The organism is Sphingobium sp. B2D3A, assembly GCF_025961795.1.
Classification (GTDB): Bacteria; Pseudomonadota; Alphaproteobacteria; order Sphingomonadales; family Sphingomonadaceae; genus Sphingobium.
Window position 1 is genome coordinate 2,358,038 of the sequence record NZ_JAOQOI010000001.1, and the last position, 20,354, is coordinate 2,378,391.

Annotated in this window: 18 protein-coding genes and 1 pseudogene; 7 read left to right on the forward strand and 12 right to left on the reverse strand. The window is 63.9% G+C overall.

Annotated elements, in window-relative coordinates:
* Window positions 1-58: 58 nt before the first annotated feature.
* The 6 genes from M2337_RS10985 (at window position 59) to M2337_RS11010 (ending at window position 7,141) form a co-directional block, all read left to right on the forward strand.
* Window positions 59-2,188, forward strand: a complete 2,130-nt coding sequence (locus tag M2337_RS10985) for an acetate--CoA ligase family protein (protein ID WP_264570258.1) — start codon at window positions 59-61, stop codon at window positions 2,186-2,188.
* A gap of 199 nt (window positions 2,189-2,387) precedes the next feature.
* Complete coding sequence (locus M2337_RS10990; RefSeq protein WP_264570259.1) at window positions 2,388-3,140, forward strand: alpha/beta fold hydrolase; 753 nt, start codon at window positions 2,388-2,390, stop codon at window positions 3,138-3,140.
* A 44-nt stretch (window positions 3,141-3,184) separates the two neighbouring features.
* On the forward strand, window positions 3,185-4,573 hold the full coding sequence (desA, locus tag M2337_RS10995; RefSeq protein ID WP_264570260.1) for a syringate O-demethylase: 1,389 nt from the start codon (window positions 3,185-3,187) through the stop codon (window positions 4,571-4,573).
* Between the two features lie 153 nt (window positions 4,574-4,726).
* Window positions 4,727-5,173 (forward strand): MarR family winged helix-turn-helix transcriptional regulator, encoded by a 447-nt coding sequence (locus M2337_RS11000; protein ID WP_264570261.1) that lies wholly within the window; start codon window positions 4,727-4,729, stop codon window positions 5,171-5,173.
* Window positions 5,174-5,303: 130 nt separating this feature from the next.
* Complete coding sequence (locus M2337_RS11005) at window positions 5,304-6,647, forward strand: aromatic ring-hydroxylating oxygenase subunit alpha (protein WP_264570262.1); 1,344 nt, start codon at window positions 5,304-5,306, stop codon at window positions 6,645-6,647.
* Window positions 6,644-7,141 (forward strand): aromatic-ring-hydroxylating dioxygenase subunit beta, encoded by a 498-nt coding sequence (locus M2337_RS11010; RefSeq protein ID WP_264570263.1) that lies wholly within the window; start codon window positions 6,644-6,646, stop codon window positions 7,139-7,141. Before M2337_RS11005 ends, M2337_RS11010 begins: the two co-directional genes overlap by 4 nt.
* A gap of 19 nt (window positions 7,142-7,160) precedes the next feature.
* Here M2337_RS11010 and M2337_RS11015 read toward each other — a convergent pair whose 3' ends face one another.
* From M2337_RS11015 to M2337_RS11025, 4 genes and pseudogenes are all read right to left on the reverse strand, one after another.
* Entirely contained in the window at window positions 7,161-7,673 is a 513-nt protein-coding gene (locus M2337_RS11015) for a DUF3237 domain-containing protein (RefSeq protein WP_264570264.1), read from the reverse strand.
* Window positions 7,670-8,110, reverse strand: coding sequence for a tannase/feruloyl esterase family alpha/beta hydrolase (locus M2337_RS17305; RefSeq protein ID WP_413716234.1), 441 nt, complete (start codon window positions 8,108-8,110; stop codon window positions 7,670-7,672). The genes M2337_RS11015 and M2337_RS17305 overlap by 4 nt, the downstream gene beginning before the upstream one ends.
* 93 nt (window positions 8,111-8,203) lie before the next feature.
* A pseudogene (locus M2337_RS11020) lies at window positions 8,204-9,256 on the reverse strand (tannase/feruloyl esterase family alpha/beta hydrolase); the annotation flags it as partial.
* Between the two features lie 67 nt (window positions 9,257-9,323).
* Window positions 9,324-10,247, reverse strand: coding sequence for an SDR family oxidoreductase (locus M2337_RS11025; protein WP_181559623.1), 924 nt, complete (start codon window positions 10,245-10,247; stop codon window positions 9,324-9,326).
* Window positions 10,248-10,320: 73 nt separating this feature from the next.
* Here M2337_RS11025 and M2337_RS11030 point away from each other — a divergent pair, with 73 nt between their 5' ends.
* Window positions 10,321-11,049: a nuclear transport factor 2 family protein gene (locus M2337_RS11030; RefSeq protein WP_264570266.1), complete on the forward strand. Its 729-nt coding sequence runs from the start codon at window positions 10,321-10,323 to the stop codon at window positions 11,047-11,049.
* Between the two features lie 24 nt (window positions 11,050-11,073).
* On the opposite strand, the gene M2337_RS11035 is transcribed toward M2337_RS11030, so the two are convergent.
* The 8 genes from M2337_RS11035 to M2337_RS11070 all read right to left on the reverse strand — a co-directional run bounded on the left by M2337_RS11035 (window position 11,074) and on the right by M2337_RS11070 (window position 20,198).
* Entirely contained in the window at window positions 11,074-11,436 is a 363-nt protein-coding gene (locus M2337_RS11035; RefSeq protein WP_181559625.1) for a cupin domain-containing protein, read from the reverse strand.
* On the reverse strand, window positions 11,423-12,172 hold the full coding sequence (locus M2337_RS11040; RefSeq protein WP_264570267.1) for an IclR family transcriptional regulator: 750 nt from the start codon (window positions 12,170-12,172) through the stop codon (window positions 11,423-11,425). The genes M2337_RS11035 and M2337_RS11040 overlap by 14 nt, the downstream gene beginning before the upstream one ends.
* Window positions 12,173-12,221: 49 nt before the next feature.
* The gene (locus tag M2337_RS11045) at window positions 12,222-13,100 is read right to left on the reverse strand and encodes a 3-keto-5-aminohexanoate cleavage protein (RefSeq protein WP_264570268.1); all 879 of its coding nucleotides are present in this window, start codon (window positions 13,098-13,100) and stop codon (window positions 12,222-12,224) included.
* A gap of 56 nt (window positions 13,101-13,156) precedes the next feature.
* Window positions 13,157-14,770 carry a benzoylformate decarboxylase gene (mdlC, locus tag M2337_RS11050; RefSeq protein WP_264570269.1) on the reverse strand — a complete coding sequence of 538 codons (1,614 nt, stop codon included), beginning with the start codon at window positions 14,768-14,770 and terminating at the stop codon, window positions 13,157-13,159.
* Between the two features lie 233 nt (window positions 14,771-15,003).
* On the reverse strand, window positions 15,004-16,122 hold the full coding sequence (locus tag M2337_RS11055) for an NAD(P)-dependent alcohol dehydrogenase (RefSeq protein WP_264570270.1): 1,119 nt from the start codon (window positions 16,120-16,122) through the stop codon (window positions 15,004-15,006).
* Window positions 16,123-16,169: 47 nt separating this feature from the next.
* Window positions 16,170-17,018 (reverse strand): SDR family NAD(P)-dependent oxidoreductase, encoded by an 849-nt coding sequence (locus M2337_RS11060; protein WP_264570271.1) that lies wholly within the window; start codon window positions 17,016-17,018, stop codon window positions 16,170-16,172.
* A 29-nt stretch (window positions 17,019-17,047) separates the two neighbouring features.
* Window positions 17,048-17,458, reverse strand: coding sequence for a VOC family protein (locus tag M2337_RS11065; protein ID WP_264570272.1), 411 nt, complete (start codon window positions 17,456-17,458; stop codon window positions 17,048-17,050).
* Window positions 17,459-17,621: 163 nt separating this feature from the next.
* The gene (locus M2337_RS11070) at window positions 17,622-20,198 is read right to left on the reverse strand and encodes a TonB-dependent receptor (RefSeq protein ID WP_264570273.1); all 2,577 of its coding nucleotides are present in this window, start codon (window positions 20,196-20,198) and stop codon (window positions 17,622-17,624) included.
* Window positions 20,199-20,354: the final 156 nt, after the last annotated feature.

Here is a 20,354-nt window from a genome sequence, read left to right on the forward strand (position 1 = left end):
GCCTCCGGGGCGAAAGGCCTGATTGCCACGAGCTGGTTTCGCGAAGGAGAGTTGAGTTATGACGGTTGAGGCCGGAGAGCGCCCGCAGGCGGGAACGCGTGACATCAATCGGTTGCTGCGTCCGCGGTCCATCGCGATCGTCGGGGCGTCCGAAACGCCGGGTTCGCTCGGTGCCAGCGTTCTGGCCAATCTCGTTCGGAACGACTTTTCCGGTGACATCCATCTCGTCAATCCCAAGCGCGAAACGATCAGCGGTCGCCCTGCGGTGCCCAGCGTCGAGGCGCTGCCCGAGGGCGTGGACTGCGCGATCCTCGCCATTCCCCGCGTCGCCGTGCTGGATACGATGCGTCAGCTTGCTGCGCGCAAGGCCGGCGCCGCCATCATCTTTGCTGCAGGCTTTGCCGAGGGCGGCGAGCAGGGCATGGCCGACCAGCAGGAAATCGGGCGCATTGCGCGCGAGGCCGGCATCGTGGTCGAGGGGCCGAATTGCCTGGGTTCGGTGAACTATCTGGACCGCATTCCGCTCACCTTCATCGATACCGACATCAAGGCCCCGAGCCCCAGTGGCGTCGGCATCGTCTCGCAGAGCGGCGCCATGGCGGCCGTGCTCGCGGTGATGCTGGAGAGCCGCACGCTCGACCTCACTTACTCGGTCTCCACCGGCAATGAAGCTGGCAGCGGTGTCGAGGATTATGTCGAGTTCATGATCGCCGACGAGAAGACGCGCATCATTGCGATGATCGTCGAGCAGTTCCGCGATCCCGCCCGCTTCCTGGCGCTGATGGACAAGGCCCGCGCCGCCGGCAAGCTCGTTGCCTTGCTGCACCCCGGCAAGAGCAGCGCGGCGCGCGAATCCGCCGCCACGCACACCGGTGCCATGGCTGGCGACTACAAGCTGATGCGCGCCAAGGTGGAGCGGGCAGGGGTCGTCGTCGCCGAGACACTAGAAGAGCTGGGCGACATCACCGAGATCGCGGCGCGTTGCCCGGCGCTGCCGAGCGGCGGCACCGCCGTGCTCGGCGAATCCGGTGCGCTCAAGGCACTGACGCTGGATCTGGCTGAAGAGCTGGACCTGGCGCTCCCGACCCTCGATGACAGCAATGCACCTGCCTTGCGCGCGGCGCTCCCCGAGTTCGTCCCGGTCAGCAATCCGCTCGATCTGACCGCACAGGGCCTTGTCGATCCGGACATGTATTACCGCACACTCGCGGCGCTGTTCGAGGATGATCGCGTCGGCACCATCTTCGCCGGGATCATCCAGACCAACCCGGCGACGATCGGCATCAAGCTGCCGCCGTTCCTCAAGGCCGTTCGTGAGCTCAAGGCGACCAAGCCGGTGATCTTCGGTGGCGTGGATGAGGGCGCGCACGTGCCGGCCGACTGGATCGAGCAGCTTCGCGCCGAGGGTATTCCCTATTTCCCGACCACCGAGCGGGCGTTGCGCGCCATCAAGCGGCTCTCGGCCGCCGGTCAGCGCGATGCGACCAAGACGGACGCAGCGCCGGCAAGCGTGCCTGCGCTCGCCAGCGAGAAGGGCGTCGTGCCGGAATATAAGGCCAAGGCCTTGCTCGCGCCGCTCGGCATTCCCTTCCCCAAGGGTCAGTTTGCCGCGACCGTCGAAGAGGCGATTGCCGCGGCCGACGCTATTGGTGGCCCAGTGGTGATGAAGGCGCAGGCTGCCGCGCTTAGTCACAAGAGCGATGCCGGCGGCGTGGCGCTCAATCTGGTCGGCGCCGACGCGATCCGCGCGGCGTGGGACAAGATGTTCGCGGACGTTAAGCGCTATGACGCATCCATCATTCTCGACGGCGTGCTGATCGAGGCGATGGGCGCGCGCGGCATGGAGCTGATCGTCGGCGCCAAGAACGATCCGCAATGGGGTCCGGTCATTCTCGCCGGTTTCGGCGGCGTGACGGCGGAAATCTTGCAGGACGTGCGCCTGCTCTCGCCGGACATGACCAAGGCGGCCATCGTGGCGGAGCTGGGCAAGCTCAAGCAGGCTGCGCTGCTCAACGGCTATCGCGGCGCGCCCGCGCTGGACATCGGGGCGGTGGCCGATCTGATCGGCGGTATTGGTCGCCTGCTGCGCGGCGAGCCGCGCATCCAGGAGCTCGATCTCAATCCGGTGGTCGTCTATCCCAAGGGGCAGGGCGTGGTCGCACTCGACGCGCTGATGCTCGTCGACTGACACCAGCAGGTCCATTCGTCCCGCAAGGACACCGCCTTATAGTAGACCCTCCCGCGCCCGGCGTGGGAGGGTTGCTCGCATTGGGTGCCTGTGCATTCCTGACGTGCAGCAAAATTGCAGTCTCAACTCCGAATTGGTCTGGCCTTGCGCCACGTTTTCGGGTAGATGAAGTTTTCGTATATACGAACGATTGGAAGCGATGAACGACTCGCCCTCTCTGGCAGTGCCGGTCTTATTGTTGCCGGGCCTCATTTGCGATGCGCGCATCTGGGCGCCGCAGGTCGCCGCCTTGGGGCAGATCATGCCGATCACAGCCGTGGATGGATATGGCGAGGCGGACAGCCTCACCGCCATGGCCGATCAGGTGATCAAGTCAGCCCCCTCGCGCTTTGCTGTTGTCGGCCATTCAATGGGCGGCCGGGTCGCGCTCGAAATCTTCCGCAAGGTGCCCGAGCGGCTTGCCGGCATCGGCCTCATCAGTACCGGCGTTCATTTGCCCAAGCCTAACGAGGCGGACGGTCGCTTCGCGCTGCTTAACCGCGGCGTGGAAGAGGGCATGGACGCCCTGATCGATTCTTGGCTCCCGCCGATGGTATGGGAGCGCAACCGGCTCAAGCCGCAGTTGATGGACATGCTCTGGCAGATGTGCAGCGATGCCGGGATCGACATGTTCGAGCGGCAGATCCGCGCTTTGCTGGCGCGCCCCGAAGTCGAGAGCCTGTTGCCGCAAATTCATTGCCCTGCCTTGGTCGCAACCGGCGCGCACGACGCCTGGGCACCGCCTGTGCAGCATGAGCGGATTGCTGCAGCGATCCAGGGCGCGACCTATGCTGTCATCCCCGATTCAGGGCATATGCTGCCGGTCGAACAGCCCGATGCGATGTCCGCCCTGTTGCGCACCTGGCTTGACCGCGTCGCGCAGCAAGAGGCTGCGGCAACCGCGAACCCCTGACCAATTATAATTTCGTTTCCAACTTCAGTCCGAAGGAGAGTATCATGGCGAAGAATCTTCAAGACGTGCTGGATGGCGCCGGCAATGCCGTCGACTTCCTGCGCAACCAGCAGACCGGTCCGAACGTCTATCCGGGCGTGCCGGCGGAATATTCGAACTGGCGCAACGAGCAGCGCGCATGGGCCAAGACTGCCGTGCTGTTCAACCAGAGCTACCACATGGTCGAGCTGATGGTCGAAGGCCCCGACGCTTTCGAGTTCCTCAACTATCTCGGCATCAACAGCTTCAAGAACTTCAAGCCCGGCAAGGCCAAGCAGTGGGTCCCGGTGACGCCTGAGGGTTATGTCATTGGCGACGTGATCCTGTTCTATCTCGCCGAGAACCAGTTCAATCTCGTCGGCCGCGCGCCGGCCATCGAGTGGGCCGAGTTCCACGCCTCCACCGGCAAGTGGAACGTCACGCTGACTCGCGACGAGCGCACCGCGCTGCGCACGGACGGCAAGCGTCGCCACTATCGCTTCCAGCTGCAGGGCCCCAACGCCATGGCGATCCTGACGGACGCGATGGGCCAGGCTGCGCCGGACCTCAAGTTCTTCAACATGGCGGACGTCCAGATCGCCGGCAAGACTGTTGGCGCCCTGCGTCACGGCATGGCCGGTCAGCCGGGCTATGAGCTTTATGGTCCCTGGGCCGATTACGAAGCGGTGCACAGCGCGCTCGTCGCCGCCGGCAAGAAGCACGACCTCGCCCTTGTCGGCGGTCGCGCTTACTCGTCGAACACGCTGGAGTCGGGCTGGATCCCATCCCCGTTCCCGGGCTATCTGTTCGGCGAAGGCTCTGCGGACTTCCGCAAGTGGGCCGGCGAGAACAGCTATGGCGCCAAGTGCTCCGCGGGCGGTTCGTTCGTGCCCGAGACGCTCGAAGGCTACGGCCTGACGCCGTGGGATGTCGGCTATGGCATCATCGTCAAGTTCGACCATGACTTCATCGGCAAGGAAGCCCTTGAGAAGATGGCGAACGAGCCGCACCTGGAAAAGGTGACGCTGGCGCTCGACGACGAGGACATGCTGCGCGTGATGAGCAGCTACTTCGCCGAGTCCGGCCGCGCGAAGTATTTCGAGTTCCCGAGCGCAGTCTACTCGATGCACCCCTATGACTCGGTGATGGTCGACGGCAAGCACATCGGCGTCTCCACCTGGGTGGGTTACTCGTCGAACGAGGGCAAGATGCTCACCCTCGCCATGATCGACCCGAAGTACGCCAAGCCCGGCACGGAAGTCTCCCTGCTGTGGGGCGAGCCCAATGGCGGCACCTCCAAGCCGACCGTTGAGCCGCACGAGCAGACCGAGATCAAGGCGATCGTCGCGCCGGTGCCTTACTCGGCCGTGGCCCGCACCGGCTATGCCGACAGCTGGCGCACCAAGAAGGCCTGATGGGTCTCAAGAGTTCAAGAGCGGGGCTGCCGAAAGGCGGCCCCGTTTTTTATGGGCTGGACGACAGCTCAGTGAATAGCGATGAGTTTTGCGCGAGCGCCGGCCGTGGAATGACGCGGCCGGCAGGGCAGGCAGTGCGCGCAAGGGGCAAAGATGGTCGAAGACGAGAAACTCCCGCCATTCGAGCAATCGCTGGCTGCGATCCTGTTGAGCGCCAAGGAAGCGGTGATCGCCCCGATGCGCACCAAGTTGCGCGACTTCGACATCACCGAGCCGCAGTGGCGCGTGCTGCGGGTGATCAACGACCGGGGCACCACCGACGCAACCGACCTCGCTGAAGTTGCACTGCTCCACGCACCGAGCGTCACCCGCATCTTGCGCGAATTGGAAGGGCGCGCGTTGATCGTTCGCACGGCGGATCCCGATGATCGCAGGCGCTCCACTATTGCCCTCTCTCCGGCCGGCGCGCAGATCGTCACAGCGGTCTCCGCCCATGTCGCGGCCATGATGCGGGTCTATTCAGCCCGTTTCGGGGCGACACGCCTCGATGACCTCGCCGCTGAGTTGCGCGCATTGTGCGCAGCAATCGATGAGGAGTGAGCCCACGCGTCCCTCTTGCGGCAGTTGCGACGATATGCTTATCATGTTAAGTGATTTCGCATGATGCGCGCGATGGTCCTCCAGGGATCTTGTCGCGCGACCAGCATGATCCTTGGGAGATGAGTGTACGATGACCGGCTTTGCGCTTCGCGACCTGATCGACGACCGCCCGGAAGACGGCGTGTTCCGCGTCAACCGTGCCCTGTTCCGCGACCCCGATCTGTTCGATCTGGAGATGAAGCACATCTTCGAAGGCGGATGGGTGTTCATCGGGCTCGCCACGCAAGCCGAGAATCCCCACGATTATTTCACCGGCTTCATCGGGCGAGTACCGATCATTGTCAGTCGTGATGGCGAAGGGGTGCTGCATTGTTTCGTCAATGCCTGTCCGCACAAGGGCGTGCGCCTCATCCAGAAGCTGTGCGGCAATGCGCGCCGGCACGTTTGCCCCTATCATAGCTGGACGTTCGACAGCGCCGGCGCGAACAAGAACATCAAGTGGCAGAAGAGCGGCTGCTATGGCGCCGGGTTCGACGATGAGAACCACGATCTGGCACCCGTTGCAAAGTTCGGGGAGTATCGCGGCTTCCTGTTTGCCAGCCTGAATGCCGACGTGCCTAGCCTCGATGACCATCTGGGTGAGGCCCGCAAATTGCTGGATCTGGTGGTAGACAAGAGCCCGGAAGGCGTGGAGCTGGTTCCCGGCCGCGTCACCTTCACTTATGCTGCGAACTGGAAGATGCAGCTCGAAAACTGCTCGGACCAGTATCACTTCACCTCCACCCATCCGAGCTACATCCGCATTCTCGATCAGCGCGCCAAGGAGCAGGCGGAGGATGTCGTGCAGTCCTCGCTGGGCGCTTCCGACTTCTGGCAGGAGGAGGCCAGCGGCACCAGCGGCGGCACGATGAGCTTCGATCATGGCCATGTGCTCAATTGGGGCATCATGCCCGTCTCCTCGGCCATTCCGGAGTTTGAGCGGGCCGAACAGCTCGCCCGCGATCATGGCGAGGCCAAGCGCAACTGGATGTTCAACATGCGCAACCTCACGATCTTCCCCAATCTGCAGATCGCGGAGAATGCGTCGAGCCAGATGCGGGTCATCCGCCCGTTGGCCGCCGGCCTCACCGAGATGCAGACCTGGTGCATCGCTCCGCGCGGCGAAAGCGCGCAGGCGCGGACGTTCCGCATCCGGCAATATGAGGATTTCTTCAATCCCACCGGTATGGCGACACCGGACGACACCGTCTGCTATGAGGAGGCCCAGCTGGGCATGGCCGAGCAGGACCGTCCCTGGCTGCAAGGCCACGCCCGCGGCCTGACCGCCTCGAAAGAGGGCGGGAACATGTATGCCGACATGATCGACCTCAAGCCCGCGCGCAACGTCGTCGCCGATGCGCAGCTGTGCGACGAGAGCCTGTTTGCGAGCTATTATCGCGCCTGGGCGCAGCGCATGGCGGAGGTGATCGCATGAGCCAGCTGAGCCACGCCGACGCCGCGCAACTGCTTTATCGCGAGGCGCTGCTGCTCGACAGTCTCGATCTCGAGGCCTGGCTTGAGCTGTTCACCAAGGATTGCGTGTTCTGGATGCCCGCCTGGCGCGACGACGGCACGCAGACCGAAGACCCTGAGGCTGAACTCTCGCTGATCTACTATCGCGGTCGCCGCAACCTGGCGGACCGGATCCAGCGCATCCGCTCGGGCTTTTCGGTGGCGTCTGCGGTCATGCCGCGCGTGTCGCACATGATCGGCAATGTCATCGCCGAGGCAGCGGGCGAGGGGCTGTCGCGCGTGAATTCGACCTTCATCGTGAATGTGCACGATGTGCGCAGCAATCGCTCGCACGCCTATTTCGGGCGTTACGAGCATGAGCTGCGACACGAGGACGGCGCGTGGAAAATCTCCCGCAAGATCATCCGCCTGCTGAACGACCGGGTGCCGACGATGCTGGACGTCTACGGCATCTGATCGTCCTGCAGACGCCCGCTTACATCGCCCGGTAGAAGCGGATGCGGACGGCGCTCACCTTGCCGTCCGCCATCACCGGCTCCAGCGTGCCGAGAAACGCGCTCTGCCCCAGCCACTCATATTTGCCGAGCGGTGCCTCGAACACCGGGTGGGTGCGCCCGGGCCGGGGCTTGCCGTCCTTGTCGGGCCCGCACAACGTGCCCTTGTTGACGACGTTGATGATCACGCCATCATCGGTGCGGATCATATAATCGGCCTTGATGTCCGTGCAGCCATCGCTGCGCCGCAACTGCCAGTCCCATCCGCCGGGAATGATTGTGCCCTTGATGCCCGGCCCTTCAAACGTCCCGCCGGTGATCGGAATGATCAGGCGCTCGCCATAGGGCGTCTTCCCGGCCGGCATGGCCGGCGAGAGCGTGACCACCTCTTCAAAGGCGAACTCCAGGCTGGGCTTGCTGGGGTCAGCGTCGGCGGCATGAGCCGGGAGCGCCAACGCGGATATCAGCGCGACTGCGCCGAGGCTGCGGCTCATGGCTTTTCCTCCACGTCAGGTTGGGTGCAGGTGAAGCTGCTGGCCTTCGTGGCATCGCCGCCGGAATAGCGCGCATATCCCGGGAACGGGCAGAGCGGACGACTGGCCGATCCATCGCGCCGGCTCGCGGTCACGCCGTCCGGCACCTTGCCTTGCTCAACCCAGTCCACCACGGCGCCGAGCAGATCGAACTGGTCGAAGGCATTGCCGCCGCTGCAATGGGCCATGCCCGGGACCATGTAGAAGCGGCTTGCCTTGTCCCACGCCTCGCCATTGGTTTCGGACGCGCGCAGCCAGTAATCCCACGTATCCCAGGCCGAGAACCAGGGATCGCTCACGCCGTGGAAGAAGAGGATCTTGCTGCCCTTGTCGAGGAAGGTGTTGAGGTTGGTCCAGTAGGACGTATCGGTGAGCCGCTGCTGGGCGTTGTTGCGCACCTCGTTGATGCGGGCATCGAGATCGATCGTGAGGTCGCGCAGTGGTGGGCCGAAAATGCCCGGCGCGCCGGTGGTGATGTAGCCGGATACCGGCCCGGAGGTATCGACGATGCCGGTATCAAAGGGCACAGGCGCATAGAGCGGGTAACCGGACTGGTCGCGCGGCCCGGCGAAGGCGCGCTCAAGGGCCTCGACCTGCGCCTTGCTCAGGCACGAATCCGCCTTCGCGCCCGTGCATTGCAGCCGGGCAGGCTGGAAGCGGCATTGACCGACATTCTCGATCATCCCGTCCTTCAGGCCATCGAGTCCGTCGCACTGGCTGAGCAGTCCCTTGAGGATGAGCTGGCGGTCCGCCGGCGAGAAGGCCCTGTCGATCAAGGGCGAGCCCTTGTCATCCTTGGGCGCGGCCTGGTTGAACATCACCTGCGCATAGCTCATGCCAAGATTTGAGTTGCCGGTCCGCATGGCCGGCGCGCCGACCACGATTCCATCGAACAACTCGGGATAACGCTGTGCGGCGAGCATGCCCTCCCGGCCGCCGGTCGAGCATCCGGTCATGTAGCTGCGCGTGGCCGATTTGCCGTAGAAGCCCTGTGCGATCGCCTTGCCGGCGAGCGTGACCGTGCGCACCGAACTCTCCGCAAAGTCGAGCGTCGCGCGTTGATCGACCATGAAGGCGTTGTCGAACACCGCGCCTTTGTGGCCGCTGTCATGGCTGAGCACGGCAAAGCCGCGCGCGAGGGCAGGACGATTGCCGGCAGCGACAGGGCCGATCGGCTCGCGAATGCTGCCATTCAGACCACCACCACCCATCAGCAGGAAGCGGCCGCTCCAGTCCTGCGGCAGCGCGAGGGCAAAACCGATGCCATAGGTGTTGCCGCCAGCACCTGTGCGCTGATTGATGACGCCTTCAACGCGGCAATGCTGGGGCAGCACCAAGGTGGCAGGCGGCTCACCTGGTGGCGGCGGCGCCTTGGATGGCCCGGCCGGGACCAGCACGGCGCTGGTGATTTTCACCTCGGCGCCGAAATTCTGGCTGGTGAGCTCCGCACAGCGCTGGGCCGCGTCCTGTGCGGCTGCAGGCGTCGGCGCAAGGGCGGCGCCGGCCAGCAAGGCGGCCAGAGAGGCGATGGATTTGCCGTTCATATATTCTCCCCTGTCTTTGCGTCTTATTGGATCGTCGCCGTCGCGCACGCAAGGCGCTCCGCCTTAGTTAGGTGAGGTCGCTCAAGCCGATCTTTGCGCCTTCCAGCGCGGCCTTGTTAGCGGCCCGGCGCATCCGCTCGACCTCAAGGCGCTCCGGCGGCGCGACTTCATCCGGCAGGGCGGCGAGGCTGGTTTCGTAGATGTCCTTGAAGTCTTCCGCAAATTCGGGGTGGGTGAAGATCAGGCCCCGGTTCTCGACCATGCCGGCAAAAATCTTCTCACCGGCCTCCAGAGGGTCCATGCCATTCTCGAAAGCGGTCGCGAACTGGCGGATTTCCGCCTCGTCCACCGGTGCGAAACCGCTGCCCGAAAATTCGGCCGGGCGCTTGAGCGCGGAGAGCGCCGCATCCGTCGCGACCAGCGCCGGGCAGACCAGCGAGACGCCAATGCCATAGGGCACCAGATTATAGCGCAGGCACTCCGTCAGGCCGCGCACGGCGAATTTGCTGGCGGTATAGATCCCGGCCTGCGGTCCGGAGAGATAGGCCGCCATGCTCGCGACGTTGACAACATGGCCGGCTTCGCCGCTCGCCTTGATCTTGGGCAGGAAGGACACGATGCCGTTCACCACTCCGCCAAAGTTGACGCCCATGATCCAGTCATAGTCGGCAAAGCTGGCTTCATCGGTGGGGCCGAAGACGGAGACACCGGCATTGTTCACCAGCACATGGCAGGCGCCGAAATGGTCGACGACCTGCTCTGCCGCCTGTTGGAACGCCGCCCGGTCGGTCACGTCGAGCTTGATCCAGAGCGGCACTTCCCGCCCGCGCTCCTCGAACCATTTGGTACAGCGCGCGCGCTGCTCTTCATTGCGGTAGGAGAGGGCGAGGCGCATGCCGGCGTTGCTGAAAGCCCGCGCGATCCCGAAGCCGATTCCAGTGCCCGCGCCGGTGATGAACGCGACTTTTCCGGACCAATCCGTGCTGCTCATGATGACTCTTTCCTCTCGCCGGCTATTTGTGCTTTGTTAGCAAAACATACAGTCAAAGAGAGAGGAGTCGATAATGTCTGAGGTGGAATCGCGCCTGGCCAAGCTGGAAAAGAAGGTCCAGGAACTCGAAGATATCAACGCGATCCGTCGGCTCCAATGGGCCTATGGCTACTATATCGACTATAACCGCCCCGAGGAGGTTGCCGGTCTCTTTGCCAAGGAGGGTGTGGTTGTGTTCCTCTCCGGCGAATATGTCGGATATGAGGGCGTGATGCGGCTCTATGGAACATGGTTCCAGAACCTGTTCACCGGCGGACGGCGCGGACCGGTTCATGGCCTGTTGCTCGACCATTTCCAGCTGCAGGATGTGATCACGATTGGCGAGGACGGCCAGACTGCCAAGGGGCGCTTCCGCGGCATTCTTGCGGGTGGCTGGCATGACGACGCGCTGCACGAAAAGCCTGAAGGGGTGCCGCAGCAGTTCTGGGAGTCCGGCATCTACGAGAATGACTATGTCAAGGAAGACGGCGTCTGGAAGATCAAGCGCCTCGACTATATGATGCAGTGGCAGGGCGACTATGAGAAGGGCTGGGCGCACACCACCGCGCACCTGCAGCCGGCGCAGAAACCTTATCCGGAAGATCCCAACGGCCCCGACCGCATCCTGCCCGAGAAGGAAGTCCGCCAGACTTGGCCGCACCGCTACGAAGTGCCGATGAGTTTTGCGCACCCGGTGCTCGGACGCGCCTTCATTGTCGAGAATTTCACGCCGATGATGACCAAGCAGCCGCGGGGTAACTAACGGCCCGACACGTCGCCCGGCGGTTCACTCTGCTGGGCGATCCTGCGGGAAATGCACAGCCAGCCAGACGGTCGGCGGTGCCGCCTGCGTCCAGACGACCCGATGACGGACATGAGCGGGAATGAGCAGCGCATCGCCGGGTGACAGCGGGCATTCGCCACGGTCCTCCAGCCAGAGCCGGGCCGCGCCGGCCAGCAGCAGCACCCACTCGTCATGGGGCTGATCGTATGGCGCGACCTCGGGCGTCGTCTGTCCCTGCGACACGATCCGCTCGATCCGGGTGCCGGCCTTTTCGAGGATCAGATCGAAGACTTCCTCCACGCTGGCATCGGGAAGCGGTGCGAGGAGGTTGAGAACCCCCGGCGCCTCGCCCTCATTCGCCGCCAAGAGCCTGCGCCGCCTGCGTGAGTAGAACGGCGGCGCGCTGCTCAAGGTCCGGGGTTGCTCGCGCGACGGGGATGGCGGCGCTGATCGCGCCGACCAGACTCCCGCCCACATGCACGGCATGGCCGATACCGATGATGCCGGGGGTGAACTCTTCAGCAGTGCGCGCAATACCGGCTTGCGCGATCTGTGCCAGTTCTCGGCGCAGCTCTGCTTCGGCAGTGCGCGTCTGTGGCGTGAATGCCGCGCGACTGGCCGCCGCGAAATAGGCGTCCAGCTCCTGCGGATCGAGCGCGGCCAGAATGGCCTTGCCGGCGGCAAAGGCATGGAGCGGGACGAGACGGCCAACCTCGATGGTATAGCGCAGCGCTTGGGGGGCCACTTCGCCCGCAATCGCCTCCATATTCTCGCCATGGCGGACGAAGAAGGAGACGGTCTCGTTGAGTTGCCGCGAGACCGATCGCAGCACCGGATAGACCCGGTCCTTGAGCGGGATAGCTTCCGGGGCTGGGTTGAGACGGGCGAGCGCTGGCCCGGGCGAATGGAGCCGGCCGCTGCGTAACAGATAGCCGCGCTCGACCAGCGTCCCGAGCAGATAGGAGAGGCTGCTGACGGGAATCGCCAAGGAGAGCGCAATCTCGGCAGCACTGACCGGCCGGCCACTGCTGACGACATATTCCAGAATGTCGAGCGTCCGCGTGGCCGATTTGACCGACGAGGACTCCGCCTTCGCTTCCATGCCGCGATCCCCCAATAGCCGTCGGCGGGCCTGCCCTATTGTGCCCGCCTCACTGCTTAAGCCCGAGCATCTGCCGGGTCTCACCCGGCGTGGCAAGCTCACCGCCGATCTTCTCGAGAATCTCGACGCCCTGCCGCACCAGATCGGCATTGCTCTGCGCCAGCACGCCCTTGCGCAGGTAGATCGTATCCTCGAAGCCAACGCGCATGTGCCCGCCGAGCAGCACAGACTGCGCCGCCATGGGGAAGCTGTGGCGGGAAATGCCAAAGCCGGTGAAGGGCGCGCCGCGCGGGATCTGGTTCTTGGAATACATCATCGCCTCCGGCGTCGCGGGCAGACCATATTTGGTGCCGAGTACGAAGGTGAAGGGTGCATTTTTGGGAATTAGGCCCTTGGCCATCAGATCGTCCGCGAAGACGAAATCGCCGGCCTCGAAGCATTCGATCTCGGTCAGCACGCCGGCATCCTGCAACATGGTACCCATCTTGCCGACGATCATCTCCAGATTCATGGCAATGCCGCCCCACAGGTTCATGGTGCAGATATCGAGCGTGCACATGTCGGGCTTGAGGTCGAGGATGTGCTCGATGCGCCGCTCCGCGGTGAACATCAGGGTCTTTTCGAGGTCCGGCATCGCCGGCTCGTCGGCGCTCTTGGGGAACCACATGCAGCCCGGGCCGGTCGTGACGTTGAGGATCACGTCCGTGTTCTTTTCCCGGATGAGGCTCACCACCTTGCGATAATCGTCCATCTCCTGGCTCGGCGTGCCATCCTTGCCATTGCGGACGTGAACATGGATGATCGACGCGCCGGCCTCTGCCGCGTCCAGCGCTTCCTGCGCCACATGCTCGGGACGGAAGGGAAAGTTGGGATGTTTGGGCATCGGCGATGCGCCGGTGATCGCGCAGGTAATGAATGTCTTGCTCATCTTTTTCTCCTATCGGACACCGGCGCTCGCTGCTCATGCTGCGCGCAGCATAAGCCTCAGCGCGCCCGTTCCACCATGACTTCCAGCAAGCGGGGGCCGCTGCCGGCAAACAGATCCCGGATCGCATCGTCCAGCGCTGCAGGGTCGGAAACGCGCGCGCCGGGCACGCCCATGCTCTCACCGAGCTTCACGAAATCGATGCCCGGGAGCTTGCTGCCCACCACCTCGATGTCGAACAGCGCACCGAACTGATCGAGCGCGGCATAACCGCCATTGTTGACGATGAGGAAGCGCACGTCGAGCTTGAGGTCGCCCGCCGTCCAGAGACCCTGGATCGAATACATGGACGACCCGTCGCCCAGCAGGCACAGCACCGTGCGGTTCGGCTGCGCAAGGGCCGCGCCGACTGCCGCAGGTAGCGCAAAGCCCAGCCCGCCGCTGGCGGTGGCCATGAACTCATCCTCGAGCCGGATCGGGAAATGATCGTGCAGCGGTCCGCGCGTGCTCGGCGCTTCCTCGCTGATGATGATGCCCTTGGGACGCAGGGCATCAAGGCGCTGCATCAGATAGGGCTCGAAAATGGCGGCGCCATCGGGGCTTTCGGCGGCATGGCTCGCGGGAGGTGCGGGCGCCTTCCGGGGTGCAGCGTTGGATGCAGCATACAGGCGCGCAATCGCATCCGCGACATTGCCGACGATAGCGGTGCCGACCGGCGTGCGGGCTGCCGTGGCTGGATCATCGACAATCTGTATGATCTGCGCGCCCTTGGGCACATAGGGGCCGAAGCCCTCGACATGATAAGTAAAGACCGGCGCCCCCAGCACCAACACGAGATCATGGCCATCCAGTGCGTCCACAATGGCTTCACGCGAAGCTGGGAGGAAGCCTGCGAACAGGACATCGTCTTCCGGGAACACGGCGCGGGCAGCCATTGGCGCGACCCACACCGGCGCCTGATGCGCTGTCGCCAGGGCATGGAGCGCGGCGCGCGCATTCTCGCGGCCGACGCCAGCGCCGGCGACGATCACCGGCGATTTCGCGGCGTTCAGTGCGTCCGCGGCGGCACCGATGAGGGCAGGGGACGCCATCGATTCCTGAGAGACAGTCGAGGTGCTGATCGGCTGGCAGGCGCGATCCCAATCGTCGATGGGCACCGAGACGAACACCGGACCGCGCGGCGCCTGCATCGCCATATGATAAGCGCGCAGGATGGCCAGCGGGACATCCTCGGCGCGCGCCGGCTCGCAGGTCCATTTGACGAAGGGTTGCGGAAACTCCGTGGCGCGCTCGGCATAGAGGAACGGGTCGTAGGGGAAGATGCTGCGGGCCTGCTGCCCTGCGGTGATCACCAGCGGCGTCTGGTTGCGGAACGCGGTGAAGATGTTGCCAAGCGCATGGCCCGTGCCGGCAGAGGAATGCAGGTTCACAAACGCAGCATTGCCGCTCATTTGCGCGAAGCCGTCCGCCATACCGACGACGACGCTTTCCTGCAGCCCCAGGACATATTGGAAGTCCTGCGGCATGTCGCGGAACAACGGCAGCTCAGTCGAGCCGGGATTGCCGAATAATGTCGTCATGCCGAGATCGCGCAGCAGACTCATCACGGCATCGCGCACCGTCGGTCCTTCGACCGCCTTGGGCTTCTCGACTGCCAGACCCCGCGCCGTCATGCCGCCGCTCCCATCATGTTTGTTGCTGCCGTCATTGTCATTCTCTCTATATATGAAATTATCACATACGCGAACGCATAATCGCGCCTGCGGCCGGGCCGTCAGCCCACGCAAAGTAATTAACATGTTCAGCAAAAGATGGAAGCGGCAACGCTAGCTCGTCGCCGCGCAGGGCCGATCCAAGCCGCACCCGAAGGAGAACGGGCGCGGCTTGTCGAGGATCAGGCTACCGGTCAGGCGTCCATCACAAGGACGGGCTTCACCACCGCGCCGCTTTCACCGGCATGGAAGGCTTCATCGATCTGCGCGAACGGGAAGGTCTTGATCAGCCGATCGTGCGGGAAACGACCCGCAAGATGATGGTCGATCAATTCGGGCAGGAAGCCGAACAGATCGGAATCGCCACCCAGGATGCCCATCAGCCGCTTGCCGCCGCCCATGAAGGCTGACTCGTTGAGTGTCAGATTGGCGGCGGGGTCGGATGCACCGACGATGCCGACGATACCCAGCGGCGCAATCAGTCCGGCGGCGCTCTCGATGATCGCCTTCAGACCCGTCGTATCGAACGCATAGCCCAGCCCCTGCGGGCAGAGTTTGCGGATTTCCTCCTCCGCATTGTTGGTCTTGCCGTTGATCGTGTGCGTTGCGCCCAGTTCGCGGGCCAGCGCCAGGCGGTTGTCGTGGATGTCGACGGCAATGATCGGGTTCGCGCCCGCGATCTTGGCTGCCATGATCGCGCCGAGGCCGACAGCGCCCGTGCCGAAGACGGCGATGGGCATGCCGGCGCGCACCTTCATGCTGCGCAGCACGGCACCGGCGCCGGTCATGAAACCGCAGCCGAGCGGCGCGAGGGTCGAGAGGGGTACATGGGCGGCGCTTTCGGGCACCTTCACGACGTTGCGGGCATGGCCGATGGCGTGGGTGGCGAAGGAAGACTGGCCAAAGAAATTCGCATTCACGCCCTCGCCATCGCGATGCAGCGTGTGGCTGCCGTCCGGCCTCGTGCCGATCCAGTTCTCGGGCACGAAATTGTAGCAATAAGTGGGCTTGTCGACCTCGCAGCTCGGGCAGGTGCCGCAGCTGTTGAAGCTCATCAGCACTCGGTCGCCCGGTTTCACATGCGTCACGTCGGACCCGACCTTCTCGACCACGCCGGCGCCTTCATGGCCCAGCACCATGGGGAGCGGGGTCGGGAGCTGCCCATCGCGTGCGGCCATATCGGTGTGGCAGATGCCGCAGGCGTGGATGCGCACCAACACCTCGTCAGCGCGGGGCTCGTCCAGCGTCACGGCTTCGATTGCGAAAGGCGCTTCGCCGCCCTTGCAGATGGCGGCCTGTGCGGATGTGGTCATGCGTGTCACTCCTGTTCTGGTCTTGGCTTGAGGCGGCGCGATGTTGCTCAGCCGAGCCGGCCGAGCGACATGCCGCCATCGATCATCATCTGCGCCCCGGTTACATAGCTCGATGCGTCGGAGGCAAGGAACAACGCCAGCGGCTTGATCTGATATGTCTCGGCAATCCGCCCCATCAAGGTCGCATCGTCCCAGGCCTTGCGAACCACGGGGTCCTTAAGCGATCCGTCCGCGATGTTGGTGACGAACGGCCCGGGCAAGATGGCGTTGACGCGGATCTGATAGGCCCCCAGCTCCAGCGCGAGGTGGCGCACCATATGGCTGACCCCGGCCTTGGACGGCATATAGGGCATGGGCACAATCGGCTCGCAGATCACGGCGGCGTTGGATGACGTAGCGATGATCGAGCCGCCTTTGCCGCCCTTCTTCATCAGCCGCGCAGCATCGCGCATCGTATTGTAGGCGCCGGTCAGGTTGATCGCGATGATCCTGTCCCAAATCGCGGGATCGTAGGTATCGATCTGGCCCTGCGGGTCGCGGCCGCCTTCTGGCTTCCAGAAGCCGGGGCCGATCCCAAGGCCGGCATTGGCAAAGGCGATGTCCAGTCCGCCATAAGCAGCCTCGTGCGCATCGAACACCTGCGTGGTGCGGGCGCGGTCGGAAACATCGAGCTGGTCGGCGCGCACCTCATAGCCTTGCGCCCGCAGGCGTGCTGCTTCCCGCTCGGCGGCGGCACCATCGACATCCGTCAGCGTGACCCGTGCTCCGGCTTCCGCCATCGCCTCGGCATAAGCGAGGCCGATGCCGGAGGCGGCGCCTGTCACGAGCGCGCTGCGCCCCGCGATGTCGAACTGCTCAAGTGCCTTGGGCGGCTGTCCCGTGCCGGCGTCGGTCATTCTGTGCGGTCCTCTCCGGTTAGGCGCGTTCAGGCCGGGTCTTCGTCGAACACATTCAGCTCGATCTGCACACCTGTTGGGTCGTGCAGGAAGACCTGCGTCATCTTGATTACCTCGACCCGATTCTCCCGCCAGGGCACGCCATGCGCCTCGAGCCGCTCGATCAGCGGACCGAGGCCGACGCACTGGAAGGCGACATGATCGAGGCCGCCCGTCGTCCCGGTGATATTGTCATAAACCCCATGTTCGGACAGCGCGCCGGGCGTGCTGATGTGGACGATCGGATCGTCCTTGTGATCGTACATCCACCGCACCATCGTCCGGTCCAGATTGGACGGCGGATCGCGCTCCTCCAACAGCAGAATGTCGCGGTAAAACGCCACCACCGGCGGCAGGTCACGGGTGCGGATGTTGACGTGGTCGAGCCGTTTGATGAGCATGTACGAGTCCTGTTCGTGGGAAGGCAGGCGGTCGGCTTATTGATAGTGTCCAAAGTATCTGCGGCGCAACCGCTTCCGACCTTTTTGTGCGGCGATTGTGCGCACAATAAGATCGGGAGAGGCGACGGTGCGCCCCTCCCGATCCGCTCGCTTGACGAAGCGGTCAGAAACTGCGGCGCACGGAGACCGCCCAGGTCCGCAATGGCGCAGGTACGCCCGTCACGACGCCAAGCGACGCGCTGACATCGCTCTTGGTCAGGAAGTAATATTTGTTGAACATGTTCTGCACTTCCAGCGAGACACGCCAGTCCTTATCCGTCGTGGTGAAGGAGAGGCGCCCATTGGCGAGGAAGTTGCCCTCCACCCGGCTCCATTCGGAATTGGATGTCTCGGTGAAGACATCGGACTGATAGGAGCCATCGAACCGCACGCTGACCGTGCCGGGCGTGATCTCATGATCATATTGCAGGCCGAAGCTGTAGGTCCATTCCGGCGTGTAAGGCGTCACCGCATCGAGCGAGATGCCGGACGTGCCGACTTCCTTATACTGGAAGTTGATGTAGCTGAGGCTCCCATCGACGGTGAAGCCCGCGAACGGATGAATGGTCGTTTCCAGCTCGAAGCCCTTGACGTCCGCCTTGCCGACATTTGTCGGCTTGAGGCAGGGCACGGATGGGCAGGCCGAGAGCGTGAGGATCATGTCATTATATTTGTTCAGGAACACCGCGCCGTTCAGCCGCACGCGCCGATCGAACAGGTCGGACTTGAACCCCAGCTCATAGGTGGTGAGCGTTTCCGGGTTGAAGCTGCCGAGCTGGTTGCAAGGCGCCGGAGCGACATAGCCCGGTGCCGTGCATGAACCCGCCGACGGCCCGAAGAACGGCCGAGGGTTGACGCCGCCACCTTTGAAGCCGGTAGCGACTGAGCCATAGACCAGCAGTTCCGGCGAGAATCGGAAGTCGGTGGAGATCCGCCAGTCCCAACGATCGCCCTTGAAGCTGTCGCTGACATTGTAGAGGCCGGAGAGCAGGCAGTTGGGCGTGTTGCCGATGCCGGTTGGTCCTGCGGTCGGTGCGCCCTGGAAGAACTCGCAGATCGGGAGGGACGGCAATTGCGCCGGCGTCCAGTTGCCGAACGGAACCGTGCCGTCCGGGTTGCGGCGGAAGTAGGTGTAGGTCTTTTCATCCCGCGTGTAGCGCAGACCGCCCGAGATGCTCCATCCTTCCAACGGCCGGATCACGCCATTGGCGAACAGCGCTTTTGAGGTGGACGGCGTGGTGTCAGGACCATGCAGGAAGTCAATGCCGGCATAGTTGAGGTCGACACGGGCGGAGTAGGTGCCCTTCTGATCGAAGTAGAAGCCGCCGAGGGTGAAGTCGGCGAACGTGCCGACCTTACCGTTCAGGCGCAGCTCCTGGCTCCAGGCGTGATGGTTGAGCTGGTTATCCAGTTGCGCGACGGGCACTGGGGTCGCGTCCTGATCCTGCCCGAAGTTCGACTGATATTCGCGATAGGAGGAAATCCATACGACATTGAGGCTGTCGCTCAACGTCCACGTCACATTGCCGTGAATGCCCCAGCCCTTGAAGTTCTGGTTCTGTAAGGCCGTGTAGGGCTTGTAGGGGGACTGTGACGTGGGCAGCATTCCATCCACGAAATTGGCGTAGCTGATGAAGCGGCGATCGCCGCCATAGGCCGAGCTGGCCAGGGAGTCGCAGCCATAGGCCCCATAAGGCACGAAGGCGCAGCCTACCGGCACGGGACTGCCATTCTTGCCCGGCAGCCAGGCACCGCCATTGGCATTCGTACCGGGGTTGGGGATGGCCGGGTTGAACGGATTGGAGTTGGTCGAGGTCGGCCCCGGCAGACCGGCCGCGACCAGGACGGTTGGCGCCGGCTCCGACTTATCCGACGTATAGTCCCCGGACAGGTTCACTTCGAGCGCATCGGACGGCAGCCAGCGCAGCGCGATCCGACCGGCAACGTAGGATTGGCCGCCCTGCGTCCCGACGACGGGATCCGCGCCCCGGTTGTTGCTGGCCGGCACGTTGGAGCCGGGGTGGGTCGCGCCATAATCCAGAAGTTTGAGGTAGCCATCACGGCTCTTCGCGGCGCCAGACAGGCGGACGAACAGATTGTCGGTCACCGCGAAGTCGGCCATGCCGCGCAGATCGAGACGGTTGTAGGAGCCATAGGTGGCCTCGAGCGTCCCGCCGCCAGAACCATCGGGCTTGGCACTGAACAGCTTGATGGCGCCGCCGATCGAGTTCTTGCCCGCCAGCGTCCCCTGCGGGCCGCGAAGGATCTCGACCCGGTCCAGATCCATGAGGTCCAGCAGCGAGCTGGAGAGGGTCGGAATGTAGACATCATCAATATAGACGCCCACGCCGGGGTCGAGGGCATAGTTGAAGTCGGTCTGCCCCACGCCGCGGATGAAGGCGATGAGGCCGGCGCCGCCATTTTGCGGTTGTGGCCGCAAGGTCACGTTGGGCGACTGATTGGCGATGTCGGCAATGCTGGTCTGCCCGCGCTGTTCCAGCAGGGCGGCGTTGACCGCGGTGATGGCGATCGGCGTATCCTGAAGCCGTGTCTCACGGAACTGGGCAGTGACGATGATATCGCCGGTAACATCCGTATTCTGGGCACTTTGGGGCTGTTCGCCGCTCTGGGCATAAACCGGGGCGGCTAGCGCACAGGCCAGGGCATAGGACGCAACGGATCGCGCGCAAAATCTGCGCATGGGCAATCTCCTCTCCATGTTGCCGTTGCTGATTTTCATGTCTCGTAGCGGACATGCAACGGCGTGGCGGCGGCATAACATGAGGGTTTGGGAGCAGCAATATGTGCAATAGTGTGAACAGCGGCGGGCCGGGCGGTTGCCCGGGTGATGCTGAGA

Coding starts and splice junctions, on each gene's coding strand:
- M2337_RS10985 (WP_264570258.1), top strand. CDS start 59: ATGACGGTTGAGGCCGGAGAGCGCCCGCAGGCGGGAACGCGTGACATC.
- M2337_RS10990 (WP_264570259.1), top strand. CDS start 2,388: ATGAACGACTCGCCCTCTCTGGCAGTGCCGGTCTTATTGTTGCCGGGC.
- desA (WP_264570260.1), top strand. CDS start 3,185: ATGGCGAAGAATCTTCAAGACGTGCTGGATGGCGCCGGCAATGCCGTC.
- M2337_RS11000 (WP_264570261.1), top strand. CDS start 4,727: ATGGTCGAAGACGAGAAACTCCCGCCATTCGAGCAATCGCTGGCTGCG.
- M2337_RS11005 (WP_264570262.1), top strand. CDS start 5,304: ATGACCGGCTTTGCGCTTCGCGACCTGATCGACGACCGCCCGGAAGAC.
- M2337_RS11010 (WP_264570263.1), top strand. CDS start 6,644: ATGAGCCAGCTGAGCCACGCCGACGCCGCGCAACTGCTTTATCGCGAG.
- M2337_RS11015 (WP_264570264.1), bottom strand. CDS start 7,673: ATGAGCCGCAGCCTCGGCGCAGTCGCGCTGATATCCGCGTTGGCGCTC.
- M2337_RS11025 (WP_181559623.1), bottom strand. CDS start 10,247: ATGAGCAGCACGGATTGGTCCGGAAAAGTCGCGTTCATCACCGGCGCG.
- M2337_RS11030 (WP_264570266.1), top strand. CDS start 10,321: ATGTCTGAGGTGGAATCGCGCCTGGCCAAGCTGGAAAAGAAGGTCCAG.
- M2337_RS11040 (WP_264570267.1), bottom strand. CDS start 12,172: ATGGAAGCGAAGGCGGAGTCCTCGTCGGTCAAATCGGCCACGCGGACG.
- M2337_RS11045 (WP_264570268.1), bottom strand. CDS start 13,100: ATGAGCAAGACATTCATTACCTGCGCGATCACCGGCGCATCGCCGATG.
- mdlC (WP_264570269.1), bottom strand. CDS start 14,770: ATGACGGCGCGGGGTCTGGCAGTCGAGAAGCCCAAGGCGGTCGAAGGA.
- M2337_RS11055 (WP_264570270.1), bottom strand. CDS start 16,122: ATGACCACATCCGCACAGGCCGCCATCTGCAAGGGCGGCGAAGCGCCT.
- M2337_RS11060 (WP_264570271.1), bottom strand. CDS start 17,018: ATGACCGACGCCGGCACGGGACAGCCGCCCAAGGCACTTGAGCAGTTC.
- M2337_RS11065 (WP_264570272.1), bottom strand. CDS start 17,458: ATGCTCATCAAACGGCTCGACCACGTCAACATCCGCACCCGTGACCTG.
- M2337_RS11070 (WP_264570273.1), bottom strand. CDS start 20,198: ATGCGCAGATTTTGCGCGCGATCCGTTGCGTCCTATGCCCTGGCCTGT.